The organism is Pseudomonas sp. PGPPP4 (assembly GCF_002256045.1).
Lineage (GTDB): Bacteria > Pseudomonadota > Gammaproteobacteria > Pseudomonadales > Pseudomonadaceae > Chryseomonas > Chryseomonas oryzihabitans.
The window spans coordinates 31,583-53,048 of the sequence record NZ_NKID01000001.1; the positions used below are offsets into that span (position 1 = coordinate 31,583).

13 protein-coding genes are annotated in these 21,466 nt (G+C 63.7%); 9 read left to right on the top strand and 4 right to left on the bottom strand.

Going from position 1 to position 21,466, the window contains the following annotated elements; translation table 11 throughout:
* Window positions 1-7: 7 nt before the first annotated feature.
* The 3 genes from CFE50_RS00180 to CFE50_RS00190 all read right to left on the bottom strand — a co-directional run bounded on the left by CFE50_RS00180 (window position 8) and on the right by CFE50_RS00190 (window position 3,477).
* Entirely contained in the window at window positions 8-874 is an 867-nt protein-coding gene (locus tag CFE50_RS00180) for an SMP-30/gluconolactonase/LRE family protein (RefSeq protein ID WP_286729394.1), read from the bottom strand.
* Between the two features lie 102 nt (window positions 875-976).
* Window positions 977-2,158 (bottom strand): M20 aminoacylase family protein, encoded by a 1,182-nt coding sequence (locus CFE50_RS00185; RefSeq protein ID WP_286729397.1) that lies wholly within the window; start codon window positions 2,156-2,158, stop codon window positions 977-979.
* An 11-nt stretch (window positions 2,159-2,169) separates the two neighbouring features.
* On the bottom strand, window positions 2,170-3,477 hold the full coding sequence (locus CFE50_RS00190; protein ID WP_286729401.1) for an MFS transporter: 1,308 nt from the start codon (window positions 3,475-3,477) through the stop codon (window positions 2,170-2,172).
* Between the two features lie 266 nt (window positions 3,478-3,743).
* Between CFE50_RS00190 and CFE50_RS00195 the strand changes: the two genes are divergently transcribed.
* The 7 genes from CFE50_RS00195 to CFE50_RS00225 all read left to right on the top strand — a co-directional run bounded on the left by CFE50_RS00195 (window position 3,744) and on the right by CFE50_RS00225 (window position 12,388).
* The gene (locus CFE50_RS00195; protein WP_286729404.1) at window positions 3,744-4,715 is read left to right on the top strand and encodes a PstS family phosphate ABC transporter substrate-binding protein; all 972 of its coding nucleotides are present in this window, start codon (window positions 3,744-3,746) and stop codon (window positions 4,713-4,715) included.
* Between the two features lie 94 nt (window positions 4,716-4,809).
* A complete protein-coding gene (locus CFE50_RS00200; protein ID WP_286729407.1) occupies window positions 4,810-7,095 on the top strand; it encodes an ABC transporter permease subunit in 2,286 nt (761 codons plus the stop codon).
* Window positions 7,082-8,794, top strand: coding sequence for a phosphate ABC transporter permease PstA (pstA, locus tag CFE50_RS00205; protein ID WP_286729410.1), 1,713 nt, complete (start codon window positions 7,082-7,084; stop codon window positions 8,792-8,794). Before CFE50_RS00200 ends, pstA begins: the two co-directional genes overlap by 14 nt.
* 15 nt (window positions 8,795-8,809) lie before the next feature.
* Window positions 8,810-9,637 carry a phosphate ABC transporter ATP-binding protein PstB gene (gene pstB / locus CFE50_RS00210; RefSeq protein WP_241808631.1) on the top strand — a complete coding sequence of 276 codons (828 nt, stop codon included), beginning with the start codon at window positions 8,810-8,812 and terminating at the stop codon, window positions 9,635-9,637.
* A 58-nt stretch (window positions 9,638-9,695) separates the two neighbouring features.
* Window positions 9,696-10,421, top strand: a complete 726-nt coding sequence (phoU, locus tag CFE50_RS00215) for a phosphate signaling complex protein PhoU (protein WP_241808632.1) — start codon at window positions 9,696-9,698, stop codon at window positions 10,419-10,421.
* A 72-nt stretch (window positions 10,422-10,493) separates the two neighbouring features.
* A complete protein-coding gene (locus CFE50_RS00220; RefSeq protein ID WP_286729414.1) occupies window positions 10,494-11,414 on the top strand; it encodes a response regulator in 921 nt (306 codons plus the stop codon).
* Window positions 11,415-11,491: 77 nt separating this feature from the next.
* Window positions 11,492-12,388: a peptidoglycan DD-metalloendopeptidase family protein gene (locus tag CFE50_RS00225; RefSeq protein WP_286729416.1), complete on the top strand. Its 897-nt coding sequence runs from the start codon at window positions 11,492-11,494 to the stop codon at window positions 12,386-12,388.
* Between the two features lie 216 nt (window positions 12,389-12,604).
* Here CFE50_RS00225 and CFE50_RS00230 read toward each other — a convergent pair whose 3' ends face one another.
* Window positions 12,605-13,405 (bottom strand): helix-turn-helix domain-containing protein, encoded by an 801-nt coding sequence (locus CFE50_RS00230; protein WP_286729419.1) that lies wholly within the window; start codon window positions 13,403-13,405, stop codon window positions 12,605-12,607.
* A 1,434-nt stretch (window positions 13,406-14,839) separates the two neighbouring features.
* Here CFE50_RS00230 and CFE50_RS00235 point away from each other — a divergent pair.
* Both CFE50_RS00235 and CFE50_RS00240 read left to right on the top strand, forming a co-directional pair.
* On the top strand, window positions 14,840-19,822 hold the full coding sequence (locus tag CFE50_RS00235) for an AAA domain-containing protein (protein WP_286729422.1): 4,983 nt from the start codon (window positions 14,840-14,842) through the stop codon (window positions 19,820-19,822).
* The gene (locus CFE50_RS00240; RefSeq protein WP_286729426.1) at window positions 19,815-21,383 is read left to right on the top strand and encodes a hypothetical protein; all 1,569 of its coding nucleotides are present in this window, start codon (window positions 19,815-19,817) and stop codon (window positions 21,381-21,383) included. The genes CFE50_RS00235 and CFE50_RS00240 overlap by 8 nt, the downstream gene beginning before the upstream one ends.
* Window positions 21,384-21,466 lie beyond the last annotated feature (83 nt).

Genomic DNA, 21,466 nt, shown 5'->3' on the forward strand with positions numbered 1-21,466 from the left:
GCTCGCCCTAGCGAGCGGCTCCGGCGTCTCGCGAGAACTCCAGGATGCGGTTGCGGCCCTGCTCGGCGACGAGGTAATGACCGTCGCCGCGCGGGATCAGGGTCTGCGCCGAGCGCAGGTGCGAAAGCACCGTGACCAGGCGGCCGTCGGGTTTGACCAGCAGCACCCGGGCGCCGTGGGTGGCGTCTTCGGTGATCCACAGGCCATCGGCCGAGCACTGCACGAAGCCCGGCGCGTCGAGACCCGCGGCGACCAGGGTATCGGTCCCTCCCGGCTGCCACTGCTTGACCCAGCCCTTGGCCTTTTCGGTATAGAACAGCCGGCCATCCGGGCAGCGCGCCACCCCTTCGCCTTCTTCCAGGCCGTCACGCAGCACCGCCAGGCGCCGCTGCAGCGGGTCGTAGCTGAGCAGGCGACCGCGCGGCAGGTCCTCGATGGCATAGAGGGTCTGGCCATCGGTGGCGACGCCCTCGACGTCGTTACCGTCGAACAGGGCCTGGCGCTGGCCGTCGCGCAGGAGAAACACCGGCAGCGGTCCGCCTTCCTGGCTGACCACCAGACCGCCCTGGAACATCACCAGGCCATCCGGCTTGGACAACTCGCCCAGCACCGGCTGGCGCTCGCCATTGGGCAGCAGCCGCAGCAGGCTGCCGCGGCGACTGGAAAATTCCTGGGTCACGAACAGGCTGCCATCGGCGTCCAGGGCCAGGGCGCTGACCATGGGGATGTCGGCGGCGACTTCCCGATAGCGCCAGCCCTCGGCCGCACTGACCGGATGGAAATGCCGCCAGGCCGGATAGGCGAAGCCGGCGGCCAGCACGGCGACGCCCAGCGCCAGACCCTGGCGCCAGCCCAGGCGCGGAACACGACGCATGGCGATCTCTCTGTGGCTGAACGATGACCGGGCAGTCTAGCGGCTCGCGCGTGAAGAATCCGTCGCCGGCACCCCGGGTAAGGGGGCCGGCGGGGCGGGGCCTCAGGCGGTGAGGAAGGATTCGGTCAGCTTGACCCAGTAGCGCGCGCCCACCGGCAGCAGGGCGTCGTTGAAGTCGTAGGCCGGGTTGTGCAGGTTGGCGCTGGGGCCGTTGCCGACGAACAGGTAGCAACCGGGCACCTGCTGCAGCATGTAGGCGAAGTCCTCGCTGGCCGGGATGGGCGCGAAGGGATGCAGGGCCTCGGCGCCAAAGTGCTCGATCGCCACCTGGCGGGCGAAGGCGGTGGGGCCGTCGTGGTTGACCAGCACCGGATAGCCGCGCTGGTAGTCCAGTTCGGCGGTGGCGCCGAAGCTTTCCGCCTGGGCGCGCACCAGGGCGCCGATGCGCTGCTCCAGCAGGTCGCGGGTGCTGTCCTGGAAGGCGCGGATGGTGAGCTTCATCTCCACCGCATCGGGGATGACGTTGGAAGCCTCGCCGCCGTGAATGCTGCCCACGGTGATCACCGCCGTATCCAGCGGCGCCACGTTGCGCGAGACCACGGTCTGCAGCGCCATCACCGTGGCCGCGCTGGCGACGATGGGATCGACCGCCTTGTCCGGCACCGCGCCGTGGCCACCCTGGCCGCGGATGCGCAGCAGGGCGGTGTCGGACGAGGCCATGGCGGCGCCGTCGACGAAGCAGAACTTGCCGGTGGGCACGCCCGGCATGTTGTGCAGGCCGAACACTTGGTCGCAGGGAAACAGCTCGAAGAGGCCGTCCTGCATCATCTTCAGGGCGCCGCCCAGGCCTTCCTCGGCCGGCTGGAAGATCAGGTGCAGGGTGCCGTCGAAGGCGCGGGTCTCGGCCAGGCAGCGGGCGGCGGTGAGCAGGGTGGTGGTGTGGCCGTCGTGACCGCAGGCGTGCATGCGCCCCGGGTGCTGGCTGGCGTAGTCGAGGCCGGTGGTCTCCAGGATCGGCAGGGCGTCCATGTCGGCGCGGATGCCCAGCACCTTGCTGCCGCTGCCGGCGCGCAGGGTACCGACCACCCCGGTGCCGCCCAGCCCGCGATGGACCTCGTAGCCCCAGCCGGCGAGGGCTGCGGCCACCAGGTCGCTGGTACGCTGTTCCTGGTAACCCAGTTCGGGATGGCGGTGGATGTCGCGGCGCAGGGCGACCATGTCCGGCAGGTAGCCGGCGATATGACGGGCGGTGGCGTCTTGATCCGCAGCGGTGGCGAGGCTCATGGCGATCTCTCTCAATCCAGGTGGCGTTCGGGATAGCTCAGCAGTGCCAGCCATCCTATCAGCAGCATGCCGATCAGGTACCAGGCCGGGGCGAGCGGGCTGCCGGTGGCGCCGATCAGCCAGGTGGCGATGAATTGGGCGGTGCCGCCGAACAGCGTCACCGCCAGGGCGTAGGTCATGGCCAGGCCCGTGGCGCGCACCGGGCGCGGCAGGCCGGCGAGGATCAGCAAGAGCCCGGCGGTCATGTTGACGCTCATGGCGGTGATCACCACGAAGCGGGCGGCAAAGGCCAGGCCCTGGGTGGTGGGATCGTTCAGCCAGACGAAGGCCGGATAGATGCCCAGCAGGGCCACCGCCAGGCTGATCAGGGCCACCGGCTTGTAGCGACCGAAGCGATCCAGCAGCAGCCCGGCGGCGAGGGCGGCGGCCATCTGCACGGCGCTGGAGGCCACCCCGGCCAGGTAGGCGCTGGTGGCCGGCAGGCCAACGATGCGGGTCATGTAGGTGGGCATGTAGAACTGCATCAGGTAGGTCAGCAGGGTCGCCGACATCACGATCAACAGGCCCAGGCCGAAGCGCCGCGGATGCTCGCGCAGGAAGGCGCGCACCGGGCCGCCCTCGACCGTGCCGGCGCCGCTCCAGGTCTCGTCCACCTGGCGGCGGATATAGAGGCCGACCGGGATGATCAGCAGGCCGACCAGGAAGGGGATGCGCCAGCCCCAGGCATGCAGCTCGGCCTCGGACAGGCTGCGGGTGAGCAGGGCGCCCAGACCGGCGCCGAGCAGGGCGCTGCCGCCCTGGCTGATCACCTGCCAGCTGACATGGAAGCCGCGCCGGCCGGGGCTGGCCGATTCCAGCAGCAGGGTGGTGGCGGCGCCGATCTCGCCGCCGGCGGAAAAGCCCTGCAGCAGCCGTCCCAGCAGCAGGATCAGCGGCGCGGCGATGCCGATCTGGGCATGGGTCGGGGTAAAGGCGATCAGGGCGCTGCCCAGGCCCATCAGCGAAATGGTCAGCAGCATGGCCTGCTTGCGCCCGTGGCGGTCGGCATAGGCGCCCAGCACCATGCTGCCCAGGGGGCGCATGACGAAGCCGACGCCAAAGACGCCAACCGCCATCAGCAGGGAGCCGTAGGGCGTATCCGAAGGGAAGTAGAGCTGGCCGATGATGGCGGCGAAAAAGCTGAACACGGTGAAGTCGAACATCTCCAGGCCGTTGCCGAGACTGGCCGCGGCGATCAGCTTGGCCCGCGAGGGCGTGGCGACCGTGCTGGCGGGGGCCACGTCGGCGCGGGAGGAGGACGTCGGAAGAGCCTGGGCCATGGTGCGTTCCTCTGCACTGAGATGAATGCTTAGCTATGCAAATGACGGTCCGGTCCGCGCGGGCCGCGTGGCTGGGCGGTCGTGGCGGGGCCGGCGATCGGGCGTGCGCCAGGGTGGTGCAGCGCAGGCCCTCTTGCAGCCTAGTCGAACCTGCCGCTGCGGCTGGCGCTTGCTCATAAATCCGTCACAATGCGCGCCTAGAGTGCCGGCTTGCGCCTGAGCGTCGCCGGCCCAGGTCCGTCTCCCATCCCCGCGAGGAATCCGGCATGGACATCAAAGGTCCGCTGACCGCTGTGGCGCTCGCCCTGGCGCTCGGTGGCACGACCGCTCGGGCCGAGGGCGTTGACCCGGCCATCCCCGTCTACCAGAAGGTGAGCGGGATCTCCGGCAATCTGTCGAGCGTGGGCTCCGACACCCTGGCCAACCTGGTGACGCTCTGGGCCGAGAGCTACAAGCGCGAGTATCCCAACCTCAATATCCAGATCCAGGCGGCCGGCTCGTCCACGGCGCCGCCGGCGCTGACCGAGGGCACCGCCGGCATCGGTCCCATGAGTCGCAAGATGAAGGACGCCGAGCTGCAGGCCTTCGAACAGCGCTTCGGCTATCCGCCCACCGCGGTGCCGGTGGCCATCGATGCCCTGGCGATCTTCGTCAACAAGGACAATCCGCTGCGCCAGCTGACCCTGGAGCAGGTCGACGCGATCTTTTCCAGCACCCGGCTCTGCGGCGGTCCGCACGAACTCAAGACCTGGGGCGACCTGGGGCTGACCGGCGACTGGGCCAGGCGGCCGATCCAGAGATTCGGCCGCAATTCGGTGTCGGGCACCTACGGCTACTTCAAGGAAGCGGCGCTGTGCCGTGGCGACTTCCGCGCCAACGTCAACGAGCAGCCGGGCTCGGCCTCGGTGGTCCAGGCCATCAGCCAGTCCCTGGGCGGCATCGGCTACTCCGGCATCGGCTACCAGACCGCCAGCGTCCACACCCTGGCGCTGGCCCGCCCGGGCACCACCGATTTCGTCGAGGACAACCAGGAGAACACCCTCTCCGGGCGCTATCCCCTGGCGCGCTATCTCTACGTCTATGTGAACAAGGCGCCCAATCGTCCGCTCAATCCCCTGGAGGGGGAATTCCTGCGGCTGATCCTCTCGCGCAGCGGCCAGGAAGCCGTGGTCAAGGACGGCTACATCCCATTGCCGGCGGCGGTGGTGCAGCAGGCCCTGAAGACCCTGGGCTACTAGGCGCTCGGCACCCTGCGCCCGTCCCGGGCGTAGCGCCTCTGGCCGTCCATTCGCTGTAACCTTTCTGTCACACGACGTGATTAGGCTCTGCGCCATGATATCCCCGGTACCCCCGTCCCCGCCCGATCCTCGCGGCCCCGCTCGGCTGGACTTCAACACGCCTGCACTGCGCCGGCGGCGACGCTGGCGGGCCCTGCAGGACCGACTGATACGGGGCTCGGTGCTGGCCGGTGGGCTGGCCGTGCTGGCCACCATCACCCTGATCTTCTTCTATCTGGCCTATGTGGTGCTGCCGCTGCTGCGCGGCGCCAGTCTCGAGGCCCAGCCGCTGCCCCAGCCCGACTGGCTGGCGGCCGCCGGGGCGCCGTTGCTGCTCGGCATCGACGAGCAGGATCGCCTCGGCCTGCATCTTTCCCGAGCCGGCGAGGCCACCTTCTTCACCCTCGCCGACGGCCAGCCGGTCATGCGCGAACGCCTGCCGCTGCCGCCCGGCGTCACCATCAGCAGCCAGGCCCAGGACGCCCCGCGCGGGCTGATCGCCCTGGGCCTGTCCGATGGTCGCGTGCTGGTGGCGCACAAGCGCTATGTCTCCCGCTATCCCCAGGGCAACCGGGTCATCACCCCGGAACTGGACTTTCCCTACGGGCGCGAGCCGCTGGACCTGGGCGCCTCCCGTAGCGCCCTGGAGCGGGTCGCCATCGCCGGTGACGAGGACCTGCTGGTGCTGGCCGGTGCCCAGGGCAACCGGGTGATCGCCCTGCGCCTGACCGGGCTGGCGGCGCCGGTGACCGGTGGCGCGGCCGCTCCCGTGCGTACCTCGATCACCCTCGGACCGCTCAACGCCGCGGCCAAGGCGCTCTACCTCGACCCTCGCGGGCACTGGCTCTATGCCCTCAACGGCCGCGCCCAGGCGGATGTCTTCGACCTCCGCGACGGCAGCCTCAACGGCCACTACAAGCTGCTCGACGCGGCCGACGACGAGGTCACCGCCAGCGCCCAGCTGCTGGGCGGTGTGTCCCTGCTGGTGGGGACCGCCAAGGGCGGCATCGGCCAGTGGTTCATGGTTCGCGGTCAGGACGGCGAGCCGGTGCTAAGGCCTATCCGCAGCTTCCAGCTGGGCACCGCGCCCATCGTCCAGCTGGTGCCGGAGCAGCGGCGCAAGGGCTTCGTGGCGCTGGACTCCACGGGCGAACTGGGGGTCTTCCACAGCACCGCCGGACGTACCCTGTTGCGCGAACAGATCGCCCCCGCCGCCGGGGTGCTGGCGCTGTCGCCGCGCGCCGATCGGCTGCTGCTGGAAGAAAACGGCCGGCTGCTCGGCTTCCGCCTGGACAATCCGCACCCCGAGGTATCCTGGTCGGCGCTCTGGGGCAAGGTCTGGTACGAGAATTACGAGGCGCCGGCGCGGGTCTGGCAGTCCAGCGCCGCCACCGCGGACTTCGAACCCAAGCTGAGCCTGGCACCGCTGACCTTCGGCACCCTCAAGGCGGCCTTCTACGCCATGCTGTTCGCCGCACCCCTGGCCATCGCCGCGGCGGTCTATACCGCCTATTTCATGGCGCCGCGCATGAGGCGCACGGTCAAGCCGGTCATCGAGCTGATGGAGGCCCTGCCCACGGTGATCCTCGGCTTCTTCGCCGGGCTGTTTCTCGCGCCCTTCGTGGAAAATCACCTGCCGGGACTGTTCAGCCTGCTGCTGCTCCTGCCATTGGCCATCCTAGCCGCGGGCTTTGGCTGGTCGCGCCTGCCGCTGACGTTGCGCGAGCGCCTCCCGGAAGGCTGGGAAAGCCTGCTGCTGTTGCCGGTGGTGCTGCTGACCACCGCCCTGGCGCTGTGGCTCAGTCCCTGGCTGGAGGGCCTGCTGTTCGCCGGCGACCTGCGCCTCTGGCTGAGCCAGACCCTGGGCATCGCCTACGACCAGCGCAACGCCCTGATCATCGGCCTGGCCATGGGCTTCGCGGTCATCCCCAACATCTTCTCCATCGCCGAAGACGCCATCTACAGCGTGCCGCGCAGCCTGACCCTGGGTTCCCTGGCGCTGGGCGCCACCCCCTGGCAGACCCTGGTGCGGGTGGTGCTGCTCACCGCCAGCCCGGGGATCTTCTCGGCGCTGATGATCGGCCTGGGCCGCGCCGTGGGCGAGACCATGATCGTGCTCATGGCCACCGGCAACACCCCGATCATGGATGCCAACCTGTTCGAGGGCATGCGCACCCTGGCGGCCAACATCGCCGTGGAGATGCCCGAATCCGAGGTGGGCGGCACCCATTACCGGCTGCTGTTCCTGGCCGCACTGGTGCTGCTCAGCTTCACCTTCCTGATGAACACCCTGGCCGAACTGATCCGCCAGCGGCTGAGGAAAAAATATGCGGCCCTCTAGCGCTGGCGCGCCGCCGCGGCAGGGCGCCCGGCCGCGGCGCTCCCTGGGCGGCTGGCTGCGCGGCGGCGCCCCCGGGGTCTGGCTCAGCGCCGGCGCCGTGGCCATCGCCGTGCTCATGACCCTGGGGCTGATCGGCATCCTCGCCGTGCGCGGCCTGGCGCACTTCTGGCCGGCCGAGGTGGTGCAGGCGCGCTACACGCCGCCGGGCCTGGAAGCGCGCCTGGTACTCGGTCAGGTGGTGGACCAGGAGACGCTACCGGCCGAGCGGCTGCGCAGTGCCGGGGTGACCCTGCCGGCCGACAGCGGCGAAACCCTGACCCGCGAACTCTTCAAGCTGGGCAATCGCGACCTCTATGGCAGCGACTTCGTCTGGCTGGTCGGCGACTGGCTGAAAGATCGCCAGACCCCGGCCGACGCCCTGGTGCTGGAGCGCCGCGAGTGGGGCAACTTCTACGGCTATGCGCTGGAGGTGCGCGAAGCGGGACGCCAGGTGGCCAAGGGCGTCGCGGCCGTGCCCGAATTGCAGCGCCGCCTGCTGCGCACCCGCGACCTGAGCGACCAGCTGGAGCGCCTGGAAAAGCAAGACATCGGCAGCGTCAACTACGCCCTGGAACGCCTGCGCCTGGAGGGCCGCAGCCTGGAGCTGGACGGTGGTCTCGACGCCACCGCCCAGGCCGATCTCGCCGCCCGCCGCGCCGAGCTCGAAGCCCGTTACGGCGACCTGGAGGACCAGCTGGCCAGCCTGCGCCAGGAGCGCCGCCGCGACAGCGTGGTGCTGCGCGACGTCGAGGGCCGCACCCTGGAACTCAATCTGTCGCGCATCGTGCGCGCCTACCAGCCCAACGCCATGGGGCTGGGCGCCAAGCTCGGCTTCTATGGCAGCAAGCTGTGGGAATTCCTCAGCGCCGATCCGCGCGAGGCCAACACCGAGGGCGGCGTCTTCCCGGCCATCTTCGGCACCGTGATGATGACCCTGCTGATGGCGGTGATCGTCACCCCCTTCGGCGTCATCGCCGCCATCTATCTGCGCGAATACGCCCGCCAGGGGCCGCTGACCCGCACCATCCGCATCGCCGTCAACAACCTCGCCGGGGTGCCGGCCATCGTCTATGGCGTCTTCGGCCTGGGCTTCTTCGTCTATGTGCTGGGCGGCTCGCTAGATCAGCTGTTCTTCCAGGCCAGTCTGCCCACGCCGACCTTTGGCACCCCGGGGCTGCTGTGGGCTTCGCTGACCCTGGCGATCCTCGCCGTGCCGGTGGTGATCGTCGCCACCGAAGAAGGCCTGGCGCGCATCCCGCGGAGCATCCGCGAGGGTTCCCTGGCGCTGGGCGCGACCCAGGCCGAGACCCTGTGGAAGGTGGTGCTGCCGCTGGCCAGCCCGGCGATGATGACCGGGCTGATCCTGGCCGTGGCCCGCGCCGCTGGCGAGGTGGCGCCGCTGATGCTGGTGGGGGTGGTCAAGCTGGCGCCCTCGCTGCCGCTGGACGGCAACTATCCCTATCTGCACCTGGATCAGAAGATCATGCACCTGGGCTTCCACATTTACGACGTCGGCTTCCAGAGCCCCAACGTGGAAGCCGCCCGCCCGCTGGTCTATGCCACCGCGCTGCTGCTGGTGCTGGTGATCGCCGGGCTGAACCTGTCCGCCGTGTTCCTGCGCAACCGGCTGCGCGAAAAGTACCGGCTGCTGGAAGACTAGCGCCTCGGAGAACCCATGCCTTCCGATTCCTCCATCTTCAGAACCGCCGCCGCCTACGCGGCCAGCGCCCAGCCTGCGGCGAACGAAGGTGGCGTGGCCCTGTCGGTGCCGCGGCTCAATCTGTTCTACGGCAAGAAGCAGGCCCTGCACGACATCGCCCTGGAGATCCCGCGGCAGCGGGTCACCGCCTTCATCGGCCCCAGCGGCTGCGGCAAGTCGACCCTGCTGCGCTGCTTCAATCGCATGAACGACCTGGTGGAAGACTGCCGCATCGACGGCGAGATCCTGCTCGACGGCCAGAACATCTATGCCCGCGGCACCGAGATCGCCGAGTTGCGGCGGCGCGTGGGCATGGTGTTCCAGAAGCCCAATCCCTTTCCCAAGAGCATCTACGAGAACGTCGTCTACGGCCTGCGCATCCAGGGCATCAAGCAGAAGCGGGTGCTCGACGAGGCGGTGGAATGGGCGCTGCACGGCGCGGCGCTGTGGGAAGAGGTCAAGGATCGCCTGCACGAGTCGGCGCTGGGCCTTTCCGGCGGCCAGCAGCAGCGCCTGGTGATCGCCCGCACCATCGCCGTGCAGCCCGATGTGCTCCTGCTCGACGAACCCTGTTCGGCGCTGGATCCCATCTCCACCCTCAAGGTGGAAGAGCTGATCCACGAACTGAAACAGCGGTACACCATCGTCATCGTCACCCACAACATGCAGCAGGCGGCGCGGGTCTCCGACTACACCGCCTTCATGTACATGGGCCAGCTGGTCGAACACGGCGACACCGACACCCTCTTCACCAATCCGGCGAAGCGGCAGACCGAAGACTACATCACCGGCCGCTACGGCTAGTTCCAGGCAGGCCGGTGCCCCACCCGGCGACTCGCTCCTCTCAGGCAGGACTGACAGCATGATCAACAAAGAAGGCCACACGCAGCACATCTCCCAGCAATACAACGTCGAACTGGAAGAGGTCCGCAGCCACCTGCTGGCCATGGGCGGTCTGGTGGAAAAGCAGGTCAGCGACGCCGTGCGCGCGGTGATCGACGCCGACGCCGGCCTGGCGCGCCAGGTACGCACCATCGACGACCAGATCGACATCATGGAGCGCGGCATCGACGAGGAATGCCTGCGCATCCTCGCTCGCCGTCAGCCCGCGGCCTCCGACCTGCGCCTGATCATCAGCATCTCCAAGTCGGTGATCGACCTGGAGCGCATCGGCGACGAGGCCTCCAAGATCGCCCGTCGCGCCATCGAGCTGACCGAGGACGGCGAGGCCCCGCGCGGCTACGTCGAGGTCCGCCACATCGGCGAACAGGTGCGCAAGATGGTCCACCAGGCGCTGGACGCCTTCGCCCGCTTCGACGCCGACCTGGCCCTCTCGGTGGCCCAGTACGACAAGCTGATCGACCGCGAATACAAGTCCGCGCTGCGCGAACTGGCCACCTACATGATGGAAGACCCGCGCTCGATCTCCCGCGTGCTGAGCATCATCTGGGTGCTGCGCTCGCTGGAACGGGTCGGCGACCATGCGCGCAACATCGCCGAACTGGTGATCTACCTGGTGCAGGGCACCGACGTACGGCACATGGGCCTCAAGCGCATGGCCGAAGAGGTCAATCGGTCGCGCGAATGATCCGCCCGGTCACTCCCCGGGTGTCGTCCCGGACCTGCCTGCTATGCTGGAAGACTTGGCATGGAGTGACCGATGAGCAAGTTGAACGTACTGGTGGTGGATGATGCGCCCTTCATTCGCGATCTGATCAAGAAGGGCCTGCGCAATCTGTTTCCCGGGCTGACGGTGGACGAGGCGGCCGATGGTCGCCGCGCCCAGACACTGCTCGGCAAGCAGCGCTTCGACCTCATCCTCTGCGACTGGGAAATGCCCGGCATGACCGGTCTGGAACTGCTGAGCTGGTTTCGTGCCCAGCCGGACCACAAGGGCGTGCCCTTCATCATGGTCACCAGCCGCGGCGACAAGGAAAACGTCGTCCAGGCCATCCAGGCCGGCGTGTCCGACTACATGGGCAAGCCGTTCTCCAACGAACAGCTGGCGGCCAAGGTCAAGAAGGCCCTGCAGCGCACCGGCAAGCTCGCCGAGCTGCAGGCCGGCGCCCAGCCGCGCCCGGCCACCGGCTTCGCCAATGACTCCCTCGGTGCCCTGACCGCTGGCCGCAGCGACGTGGTCCAGCCCGCCGCCGCACCGGTCGCGGCGCCGGCCGCCGCCTCCAGTGCCGCCCTGCTCACCAGCACCGCGCCGCCGCCACCCGCCCGTGGCAAGGCCGCCGCCAACTTCGGTCAGGGCCAGTTGCGCCTGCCCAACGCCAGCATGGCCTGTCTGATCAAGGCCATCAGCATCAAGGAAGCCCTGCTGGTGGTGCGCCGTGGCGATCCGCTGCCGCAGATCCTGGAAACCGCCGTGCTCGACCTGGAGCAGGGCGAAGACGGCAATGACGTGGCGCGCCTCAATGGCTATCTGCATTCCCTCAGCGCGGTGGAAGCGACGCCGGCCAGCGAGTGGGTGCAGGTCAACTTCCGCTTCATCGACCGGGACCCGGCCAAGCTCGACTACCTGTCGCGGCTGATCGCCAAGGGCACCGCCCAGCGGCACTACGTGCCGGGCGCCTAGGGCAGGGCGGCGCGATGAAGGGCCTGGCACGGAGACTGCTTCGCGCTGAGACACCGCGGATTTCTGACGCCCTGCCCATGCCCCTTGCCTGTCGCCTGCTGCTGTCGCTCGCCCTCGCGGGTCCCGCCCTGGCGGCGCCCATCTACAAGTACGTCGATGCCAACGGCGTGGTCACCTACACCGACAAGGCGCAGAAGGGCGCCAAGGTGATGACCTTCAGCGACGATCCCATCGAGCGGCTCGACCAGCGGGTCAAGCTGCAGCCGCGGCACTATGCCGGCGGCACGGTGCTGGAGGTGCGCAACGACAGTTTCCTGCCGGTGACCGTCACCCTGCGCCTCTCGGCGCTGCAGAACGTCAGCGGGGTGGGCGCGGCGCCCATCCGCAAGGTCCTGCCGGCGCGCAGCCTGACCCGTCTGGCGACGCTGATCGCGCCCGACCCGGGCCGTCCGCAGCGCTATACCCCGCAGCTCACCACCCTGATGGGCAGTGCCACCCCTGTCTTCGCCTCCGGTTTCGCCTATCCGCTGCCCTGGCTGGGCGGTCCCTTCAACGTCAGCCAGGGCGCCGGCGGTGGCTTCAGCCACAACACGCCCAAGAGTCGCTATGCGGTGGACATCGCCATGCCCGAGGGCACGCCCATCGTGGTCTCGCGCGCCGGCCAGGTGGTGGAGGTGGAGAACGACCAGGACGGGCGCGGCACCCACCCCTCCGGCAACTTCGTGCGCATCCTCCACGACGACGGCACCATGAGCGTCTACCTGCACCTGCAGCGCGGTTCGATCAAGGTCGCCGAAGGCCAGTGGGTGCGCCCGGGCCAGCCGCTGGCGTCTTCGGGCAACACCGGGCGCAGCACCGGGCCCCACCTGCACTTCGTGGTCCAGCGCAACACCGGCGAGGCGGTCGAATCCATTCCCTTCCGCTTCGCCCAGGCGGTGGACAGCCTGCCGAACTTCGCCGTCGGCGGCCCCTGAGAGCCTGTTCAAAGGCTGCTGCGCGTCGGCCAAACGGCGTCGGAAAGCCCCTGGAAGGCCAGCCCCGCCTGGGCGGCCCCGTCTTAATGCTCATTTACCATCTGTAAACCCAGGCGCGGGTCCGATCCGCTTCCTCAGGGCTTTTCGTGGGGCCGCCTAGGCCTTGTTTGGCTCTAGCTCGCTAGCCTTTGAGCAGGCTCTGACCCTTGCCTAGTTTCAGCCCTGGGCGTCGAGGTACTCGCTCGGCGAGACGCCCAGCACCCGGCGGAACATCCGGGTAAAGGCTGACGGCGAGGCATAGCCCAGATCCAGGGCTACCCGCGTCACCGACTCGCCGGCGGCCAGCCGCGGCAGGGCCAGCATCAGCCGGGTGTGCTGGCGCCAGGTGGAAAAGCTGGTGCCGGTCTCCTTGAGAAACAGCCGCGCCAGGCTGCGCGAGCAGAGGTGCAACTGCTGCGCCCAGGTCGCCAGCGCCGTGTCGTCGGCGGGGTCGGCGTGCAGGCTGGTCTGGATGGCACGCAGGCGCCGGTCGGCCAGCGCCGGCAGGTGCAGCGCGGTCTCTTCAAGAAACACCAGCTCCGCCAGCATCAGCGCCCGTACGTGGCTGCCCAGCTCGGCTTCGCTGTAGGCCGCGCCGCCGCGTCTCAGGCAGCGCAGCAGTTCGCGCAGCAGCGGCGAGATGAGCACCATGCGGGTAGCCGCCTGGGGACAGGGCAGGCCGCTCGGCAATTCGATGATCACCACCTGCAGGGTGGCCTCGCCATTGGCCCGCGCCTGGTGCTCGATGCGCGGCGGAATCCAGATCGCCTGCTTGGGCGGTACGTACCAGACCCCTTCGTGGGTGGTGACCTCCAGCACGCCGTTGACCGTGTACATCAGGTGCGCCTGATCGTGCACGTGCGGCGGCCACACCTGGCCATGGGCGAAGGTGCCTAGCTGGGATACCAGCGGCCCGGCGGGCGGAACGGGGGCATCCGCCACCACGCTCCGCGTCGGGTCGATTGTCTGTTCCTGCATAACAGCTGTCCGTTTCGGTTGGGCAGGGTCAAGGTGCCAGGGCCTAACCTGCAGCACTATGGCCGGAGCATTGGGCGCGCCCAAGGGGTGATCCCTCTGCACGCCGAAAACCTGCCTCTTGCGGGAGTGTCGCACAGAACACCCGCCGCTTGGCTGACCTGCCTGAACCATCAGGCCTGTATTTGAACTACCGTCCGATCGGTGGCAGCGTGGCACAGGGATTTGAGTGCCACGCTTTTTTATTCACGACGATGCTTTGCCAGCGGCTTCACAAAGCCGAGGTTTGACCGTCGCCCGCCTTGCTGGGCTTTGTTAGGTTCTGTCCTTGCCCATCATGGTGGCCCTATGCCATGGACCGACGCCTGACCGCCCTGATCACCTGCCTGAGCCTCGCCCTGGCCGTGCCCGCCCTCGCGCCGGCTGCCGAAAAGGCGACCCTGACGCCGTGTGATAGATGATCCCTCATCCCTCATCCCTCATAGGCCATCGCTATATCAGCTGAGGCCTAGGGATGCGTGCGGATCGACGTACGATGGAATAAATAGCGCCTTCGACTTGAGGAGTACGCTAATACTGTTATTGGATACGCTTGCTCTACGCCGCGCTCCATATCATGCACAAGTAAGGCCGTGAGTTGACCGGCAGTGTTTTTGTCAAAAAAGCTAACTGGTCGCGTCATGCAAATAGTTTTTGATAGGTCATCGGTCACTGCTGTTTCTACGTAAATTAGATGATCCTGAAAGCGCTAACTAACAGATCCAATTGCAAGTCTTGCTGATCACCAGCCAATCATCACTGGTCATTTATTTGATGAGTATCGAACCAAAGAAACTTTGGTTCTCGTACGAACTAGGGGTTGAGAGTAGCTTAGAGGTCGCGGTAACCTTTAATTGATGTGCTGGCATCGAAAAGCTTCGCTAACACTTAAAGGGCGACTTGGGTCGGGCTTGTGGTGTGATTCACAGGGAAGCTGGAAAAATAAAAATTTAGGCATAGTAGTATATGGCTGCCGAAAACTTAAATGCTTTGCGAGTATCTGGAGCAAATCTTTTTGTGACCTGCAAAGAAAATTAAGTTTGATCAGGTGCCGGTTTATGTATTCAATATTAGGCTGTTATCGATAACCGTGTTGCTGTTGATAAGATCGCAGTGGCAGAGCAATTGGCTGGGCTGGTCAATTTAAAAATATATTTTATATTGTAAAAAATCTAAAATTCACATTGATATAAAATCAAAACGGCGGTTTTGTTGCTTCAGAATTTGCAAAAAATTGACGCGCTTCACATCTTCCCGCCAAGCCAGTCTTAGGCTAGGATGCGATCACCCGGAAAAGTCAGCCTTTATCGACAAGCTGCTGCTCCAAGACACGGATTGCATTGATGGAGGCAGGATGCCTAAGCAGATGCCTAGCCTCCCGAAACACGAGGACGCGGCATGAAGATCATCGTTAGAGGCCAAGGGCTCCACGGCAGTGAGACCAAGGCGGTCGCTCGAATGGAGGCGGAGCTTCGCGACTCCTGGCACGCCTATGCCTCTGTCCTTGTAACGGACTCGCAAGGCTCGATGGAATTCGACCTGCTGATCGTGACCCACGACCGGCTCTTGGTCGTTGAGCTCAAAAACTGGAATGGTGAGCTCACCTCCTACAACGGAAATTGGTATGTAAACGGCAAGCGCCGTTCAAAGAGTCCCTACCACACCAAGCGCGACCAGGCGCTGCGCCTGCTGAAGATCATTCAGACGGAGCTGCAGCACAAGCTCGGTTTTTATCCTAGCGTCGAAGCCCATGTCGTAATGTGTGGTACCTCGAAGCCAGCCACTCTGCAGCCAAACGATCGGCTTTTCGTCCATACCCTTGATGAGTTCATGACCATCCGAGGGGAGGCTGGTTACGCCAAACTGATCACGGGGCATCAATTCCTTCGGTTCGACGGAATCAACTTCAAGCGACCTAATGATCCCGCGAACCTCAAGCACTTCGATGCATTCTTCACCGGGACGCGTGTAGAGCCCGCTACGTTTAAGATCAAGGGCTATCGCGCCCTTACGGATACCCCGGATCACCAGCATGGAAATGGCCTATTCTCCGAATACTCTGCTGAGCACGAGAAATACCACAACCAGAAAGCGCTGATACGCCGCTGGGATCTGACGGTTCTGGGCCTGATACATCGCGAGGACGCTATCTGGCAGCGAATCGTGACTCGGGAAGATCATCTCTACCGCACCGCCTCTGCGACCAACAGCACCCTCCAGAATTACATGCTCAGGCCAATCGAAGCGCCTGACGAAGACAACATCGGCGAAGACTGTGTTGCGGCCTACGAGCTCAAGAGCAATACACGTCGCCTGAGCGACTTCATCGCCGGCAACGCTCATAAGTGGTCGCCCGAGCAGAAGCTGGACATCGTCCGCGCGTTGCTACAGCCCTTTGCCGAAATGCACACGATGTCTGTGGCGCACCGCGATATCCAGCCACAAGTGCTCTGGTACGCCGAAGACAGCGCCCATATCCTGGTCAGTGGCTTCCACAATGCTTTCCTGCCCGAAAAAGGTACTGTGAAGGAGCTCAGCAGCCTGATCAAAAGTAATCAGTCGCTGCTTCCAGAAGACGTTTATGGCGAGGATGGAGATATTCACGATCCTTTTGCCCAAGACGTCTACCTGCTTGCCATCGTTGCGCACAAGATCTGCTTCCCTGACCAGAAAATGAAAACTGAAGAGGGGTTGTGCGTCTGGACACCTGTCGAGAACGATCCGTTTGAAGGGAAGCTTGACGCTTTCTTCGCCAAGGCCATGGATCTGGAACACCAGAACCGCTTTGCGAACGCTGCCGATATGCATGCGACCTTCAACACGATCGCCCTCGGTGATGATCGACTGTTCGATGACAACGCAGAGGTTATCGCAGGCCTTACCGCTGGTGATTTCATAAAGAGCGACCTCAGCCCCTTCTACCTGATTACGCACTTTCCGCCTATCCCAGGCGCGGCGCCGCCGCTCATGGGCGAAAAAATCGCTTACCGCTGCACCGTCGGCGGTGAGCAGGGGTACCTGAAGTTCTGGCAGAAAGCCGCTATCGACGGAAAAAATCCGGGCATCAACCGGCGTCTCTTGCGGATGCGTATGCGCATCGAGACAGCCATCAACAATGCGCTGCCAATCACCCAGGTGCTCAAACACGGCATGTTTGGCCAAGGCGAAGGGTTGTTCATCGTCACGCGTTACGAAGAAGGCCAAACCTGGGCGGATTATGTCGGCGACCTCGTAATGGTCGAGGAGCGCCTTGGCATCGCGCAGCAGCTGTGCGACATCATCCTGAAGATCCATGCCAGTGAATTTGCACACGGCGACCTCCACCCTGATAACGTACTCGTGCAGACCAGTGATGCCGAGGAGGGCATCCCGTCAGCCAAACTCGTGCTGATCGACGCCCTAGACTGGGGTGGCGCATCCGAGCCGCATAACACCAGCTACGGCCCGTCCAACCCTGCCGCAACCGATAGCTTTGGCCGCGACAAATTTGCCGTTTACCGCATGGTCGCAGAGCTCTTTGGCGATGAGATCCCTGTCGAGCTTGAATCTGAGATCCAGGCGGCGGCGGAGCAGCCCTATGGAGTGCCGGTAGAGCTTGGCCTGCTTAAGGCTTGCATCGATCAGCTGCTCGCCAAAAAGGATGAGCCTGAAAAGCCCGAGGAGCCACCCATAAGGCTTGTTTTCCCGAACAATTCGCTTCCAGAACAGCCCGCTCTGTTTCAGGAATCGGGTCTTGAATACCACCTCAACGTGCAGATTTCGGACAAGTACGTAGGTGAGCTCTTTTGCACCTTGACCGGGAATTACCAGAAGCTCCGTTTTCGGATAAACCCCGAGAAGCGATTCATCACCACCGCATGGATCGAAGAGACCAGTTTGCACGAGTACGCCCAGGCGGCATTTCGCGCAGCGGCAACCTTTACCCGTCCGGTCATGATTCAACGCGGCCTCACACCTCACAACTTGCCGGACTCGCTGCTGAACTTCGTCTTGAATCAAGATGACGTCATCGATCTGCTCGACGAGATGTTTGGCCTGGACGAGGAAGGGACTCTCGACCTTGATGAGAGCGAAACGGTTGCGCAGACCATCAAGCCCCACCATATCTGGCAGGCGCTTCTCAAAACCGAGGGTGAACAACGCCTCAAGGTTGAGGTAGGTGAAGGCGCCATTACCGAAAGCAAGACGGGTCACTGGCACATCCCCTGCGTCCTCAAGTCGGGTAACGAGCTAGATTTCTCGGGCGGCGAAGACGAGGAGATCGGCATCTACCTGGCGAGCGATCAGCGCCACTTTGGCTGGGTCGTGCCTGAGGAATCGGGCGGTATCACCCTTGCCGTAAAACCGCAGGGGGAATCACTGGGCTCTTTCCGCAAGAAAATCCCTGCAGGCACAGAGCTCTTTTTTGAATCCAAACTTAATCACGCGTCTCGCTTTCGCCGGCAGCGTGCGATGGACAGCGTACTGGCGGGTAAAGCACGGATTCCGTCGCTGCCTTCTTATTTCGATGAAGAGGGTGAAATAAGTGCACGCCCTCATCACGCGGTGCCCTCGGAAGAGTCCATCCGTAGCAGATACGACAACTACAAGGGTTCGCCTGAAGTTCTAAATCCACAGCAGATTGTTGCGTTTCAGCAGGTTATCAGCCGGGCACCGCTCCAAGTTATTCAGGGGCCGCCCGGCACCGGGAAAACGAGCTTCGTTAGCAAGCTAATTGATTACTTGTTCAGCAATAACCTGGCGCGCAACATCTTGCTAGTCGGCCAATCACATACCTCCGTCGACACCGTGGCCATCAAGGCTCGCGAGCTCTGTGAGGAGATGGGCAACACGATCAGTGTGGTGCGCCTTGGTCGGGAGCACCAGATTGACGAGAAGCTGTTGCAGTGCCATCCCAGTGCTTTGCAGATGCGCATGCAGCACAAATTCCAGCGGGAGTATGAAAAGCGCATCAATGCCCTGGCGAAGCGCTTGCTTCTCGATAAGGACTTCGTCGAGGAAGTAGCCAAGCTTCATCGCAGTATCAGCCCGCTGTTGGCCCGCATCGCGACACTAGGGGATAAGCTGTTGCTCCTGGAGAAGCGTGGTGAGCAAACGACCGACTACCACATCAAGAAAGATGAGTATTCTCGGGGCATTACCGACGGTGTGGCCATTGTCGAGAACATCATCCGCACGCGGGGCTATGAATTCTCTCTGCCTGAAGTCGTCAATCCTGGCTACTGGAAGGAGCTGGTCAGGCAGATAGCGATCATGCACGGCGTCACGAACCAGCTGGCGCTGCAACGCTTGATGCAGCTGATCACTATCAGCAAGGATTGGATTGATGTACTGACCTCTGGTCAGGGTAGTTTTGACCAGTTCTTCGTAAAGACTAGTCAGCTGGTCACGGGCACGCTGGTAGGCATGGGCGCCCGCTGGCTGAACATCGAAGAGCAAAGCTTTGATTGGGTCATCGTGGACGAGGCGGGTAGGGCACAGGCCTCGGAGCTGATGATCGTGCTGCAGTGCGCCAAGCGCGCTCTACTGGTCGGCGACCATCGCCAGCTTCCGCCTCATTACGACAATCATCAGATCAAGCATGTCGCACGACACTTGAAGATCGATGAGGCCGAGGTCAAGAAAACTGACTTCGAACGAGCCTTCATCGCGAACGATGGGGTCACGCTGGATACCCAGTACCGCATGATCGAGCCCATCGGGGAGGTGATCAGCCACTGCTTCTATGGCGGCAAGCTGCGCAGCCATCGAGAAGCGGCGAAGCCCTGGTTCAGCGAATTGCCCTATCCCATGAATAAGCCGGTGAGCTGGATCGACAGTGGCTCTGGCGCCCGCTCGGTGTGGGAAGAGGATCTAAGCAAAGGTAGCGGCAAGTACATCAACATCCACGAGATGCAGGTTTGCATGGATCTGTTGCGCAAGATCGCAAACTCCTCCTCATTGGACAAACTGAAAGAGACCAAGAGCGAAAAGCATCCCTATCCGATCGGGATCATCGTCATGTACAGCGCGCAAAAGAAGATCATCGAGACCGAGATGTCGCGTCAGGAATGGATGGCGCCCCTGCGCGATTTGATTGATATCGCGACGGTCGACTCCTATCAGGGCCAGGAGCGCCAGATCATCATCCTGAATCTGGTACGCCACAATCCTCAGCGAAAACAGGGCTTCCTGATTGAGCCGTCCCGGATCAACGTGTCGCTCTCACGCGCACAGGAGCGCCTTGTCATCATTGGCTCCAAGCAGATGTGGGAGGCCGGCAATCAGCAATCAGCTCTGGCCGATGTGTTGGGTTTCATTGCCAAGCAAATTGCCGCTGGCAAAGAGGAATACGAGCTGGTGGATGGCACCACTGTGATTGAGGGCAACCGCCATGTTTGAAACGCACGAAAACAACGAACAGGGTGGTACCCGCCTGTGTAACGTCATCTCCCTGATGATCCCTGCCTACCGGTATGACATCGGCTGTGCCTGGACGCAGGAAATACCGCTGCCCGCGATTGAGGAATTTACCTGCCGTCTGCTAATCGCGATGGGAGAACTTGCACCCAGCGAGCTCCAGGGTTACTTCGACATCAACGCGCGAGAGATTGAGGTTCTCATCGACACGCTCACCAAAAACAAACTGGTGAAGTACAACGACCAGAACAACCTTGTGCCGAGCACCATCCTGCTTGACCGTACCAAGGGCAATCCTGATGCCACACCGAGCCTCACCAAGTACGAGACCAAAAACGAAAGCGTAGTCTTCGAGGCGCTCACGGTAACGGTGATGCCCAGCAAGAATCTGCAGAAGGGGCGGTATGGCCTTCCCGAGATCCCGATTCCTTCGGAGAACCATAGTCCTGCACCTGGCCGAGTGGCTGAGGCCTTCGGAAGGCAGTTCAGGGCGTTCCTGGACTACTCGAACAGGCCTGAATTCGAGAAGCGCAAAACCCGTCTCTACAAGGTCGAAAGCTGCGGCACGGGCAGATTTGTGCAGATTCCGATCGACATCGACATTTGGGTGAAGCCAAACCAGGACGGAGCTGTCGATGTCATCAAAGCCATCCAGGAAGGGGATGGCTCGACCCGGCATCGGCCCTTGTCGATGGAGATCCAGGCCAAGCTCTCCGATTACCTGAATGACCTGGGTAAGCGGATGCCGGTGCCAGGTATGAGCCTCGAACGGTACTGCCGTGTATTCGACGACCCAGTGCTTGAGCGCTACGTGGATGATCGCGGCCTGGATCTTGGCCTATGGCTGATCGATCATGCCAATCGTAAAACCGGCTTTGGCTCGACCGACACCCGCGCGATCGTCGGGCCTGTCTTTGCCAAAAATAATCAGAAGACGCTAGATCGGATGCTGGAGACTGTATCCAAGCAGTGGAAGCCAAACGATACCCATCGTGCGTTTTGGCTCGCCAGCAATGTGCCATTATGGGCTGCTAACACGGGGCTGCGTGACTTCGGCTTCAAACTGTCGAAGCTCCTTTCCGAGAATGGCGAGGATCGTGGCTGGGTTACGGCGATCATGGGGCTCGATGACTTCAAAGATTGCCAAAGGCTGAAATCGCTGTACCACACCCGCATCGCTAACGGGATTGTGTATCGGGGCAGCGATATGGCGTCTAGAGTCGAGATCCTACTGATCCCAGGTCAGCTCGCGGTGGTTCAGTACCATGTGCAACCCGACAGCTCCAGTGCGGTGACTGTCCCGGTTGGATACGTCACGATTGATCCTGATCGAATGGAAAAGATAGAAGCCTATCTTGATGAGCTAGTGAGGCATAGGGGAAAGGCAGAACTTGCCTGGAGTGACGGCGCTCGGAATGCAGACGAGCTGTTAGGACCGTGTAAGGCCCTCTACAGCACGGCCAACAGAAAGCCCAGACTTTCACTTGGAAAAACACCAAGCGCTTCAGATGCGGACGGGGAACGGTCACAGCCTTCCGTATGAAGAGCCAATCGAAAGCCCTGCAAAACTAGGGCTTTTTACGACGATGCTTTGCCAGCGGCTTCACAAAGCCGTGGTTTGGCCAT

Bases quoted from the DNA above. Each gene is read 5' to 3' on its own strand.
- CFE50_RS00200 (WP_286729407.1), top strand. From the start codon at position 4,810: ATGATATCCCCGGTACCCCCGTCCCCGCCCGATCCTCGCGGCCCCGCT.
- CFE50_RS00185 (WP_286729397.1), bottom strand. From the start codon at position 2,158: ATGAGCCTCGCCACCGCTGCGGATCAAGACGCCACCGCCCGTCATATC.
- CFE50_RS00195 (WP_286729404.1), top strand. From the start codon at position 3,744: ATGGACATCAAAGGTCCGCTGACCGCTGTGGCGCTCGCCCTGGCGCTC.
- phoU (WP_241808632.1), top strand. From the start codon at position 9,696: ATGATCAACAAAGAAGGCCACACGCAGCACATCTCCCAGCAATACAAC.
- CFE50_RS00235 (WP_286729422.1), top strand. From the start codon at position 14,840: ATGAAGATCATCGTTAGAGGCCAAGGGCTCCACGGCAGTGAGACCAAG.
- CFE50_RS00220 (WP_286729414.1), top strand. From the start codon at position 10,494: ATGAGCAAGTTGAACGTACTGGTGGTGGATGATGCGCCCTTCATTCGC.
- CFE50_RS00225 (WP_286729416.1), top strand. From the start codon at position 11,492: ATGCCCCTTGCCTGTCGCCTGCTGCTGTCGCTCGCCCTCGCGGGTCCC.
- pstB (WP_241808631.1), top strand. From the start codon at position 8,810: ATGCCTTCCGATTCCTCCATCTTCAGAACCGCCGCCGCCTACGCGGCC.
- CFE50_RS00240 (WP_286729426.1), top strand. From the start codon at position 19,815: ATGTTTGAAACGCACGAAAACAACGAACAGGGTGGTACCCGCCTGTGT.
- CFE50_RS00180 (WP_286729394.1), bottom strand. From the start codon at position 874: ATGCGTCGTGTTCCGCGCCTGGGCTGGCGCCAGGGTCTGGCGCTGGGC.
- CFE50_RS00190 (WP_286729401.1), bottom strand. From the start codon at position 3,477: ATGGCCCAGGCTCTTCCGACGTCCTCCTCCCGCGCCGACGTGGCCCCC.
- pstA (WP_286729410.1), top strand. From the start codon at position 7,082: ATGCGGCCCTCTAGCGCTGGCGCGCCGCCGCGGCAGGGCGCCCGGCCG.
- CFE50_RS00230 (WP_286729419.1), bottom strand. From the start codon at position 13,405: ATGCAGGAACAGACAATCGACCCGACGCGGAGCGTGGTGGCGGATGCC.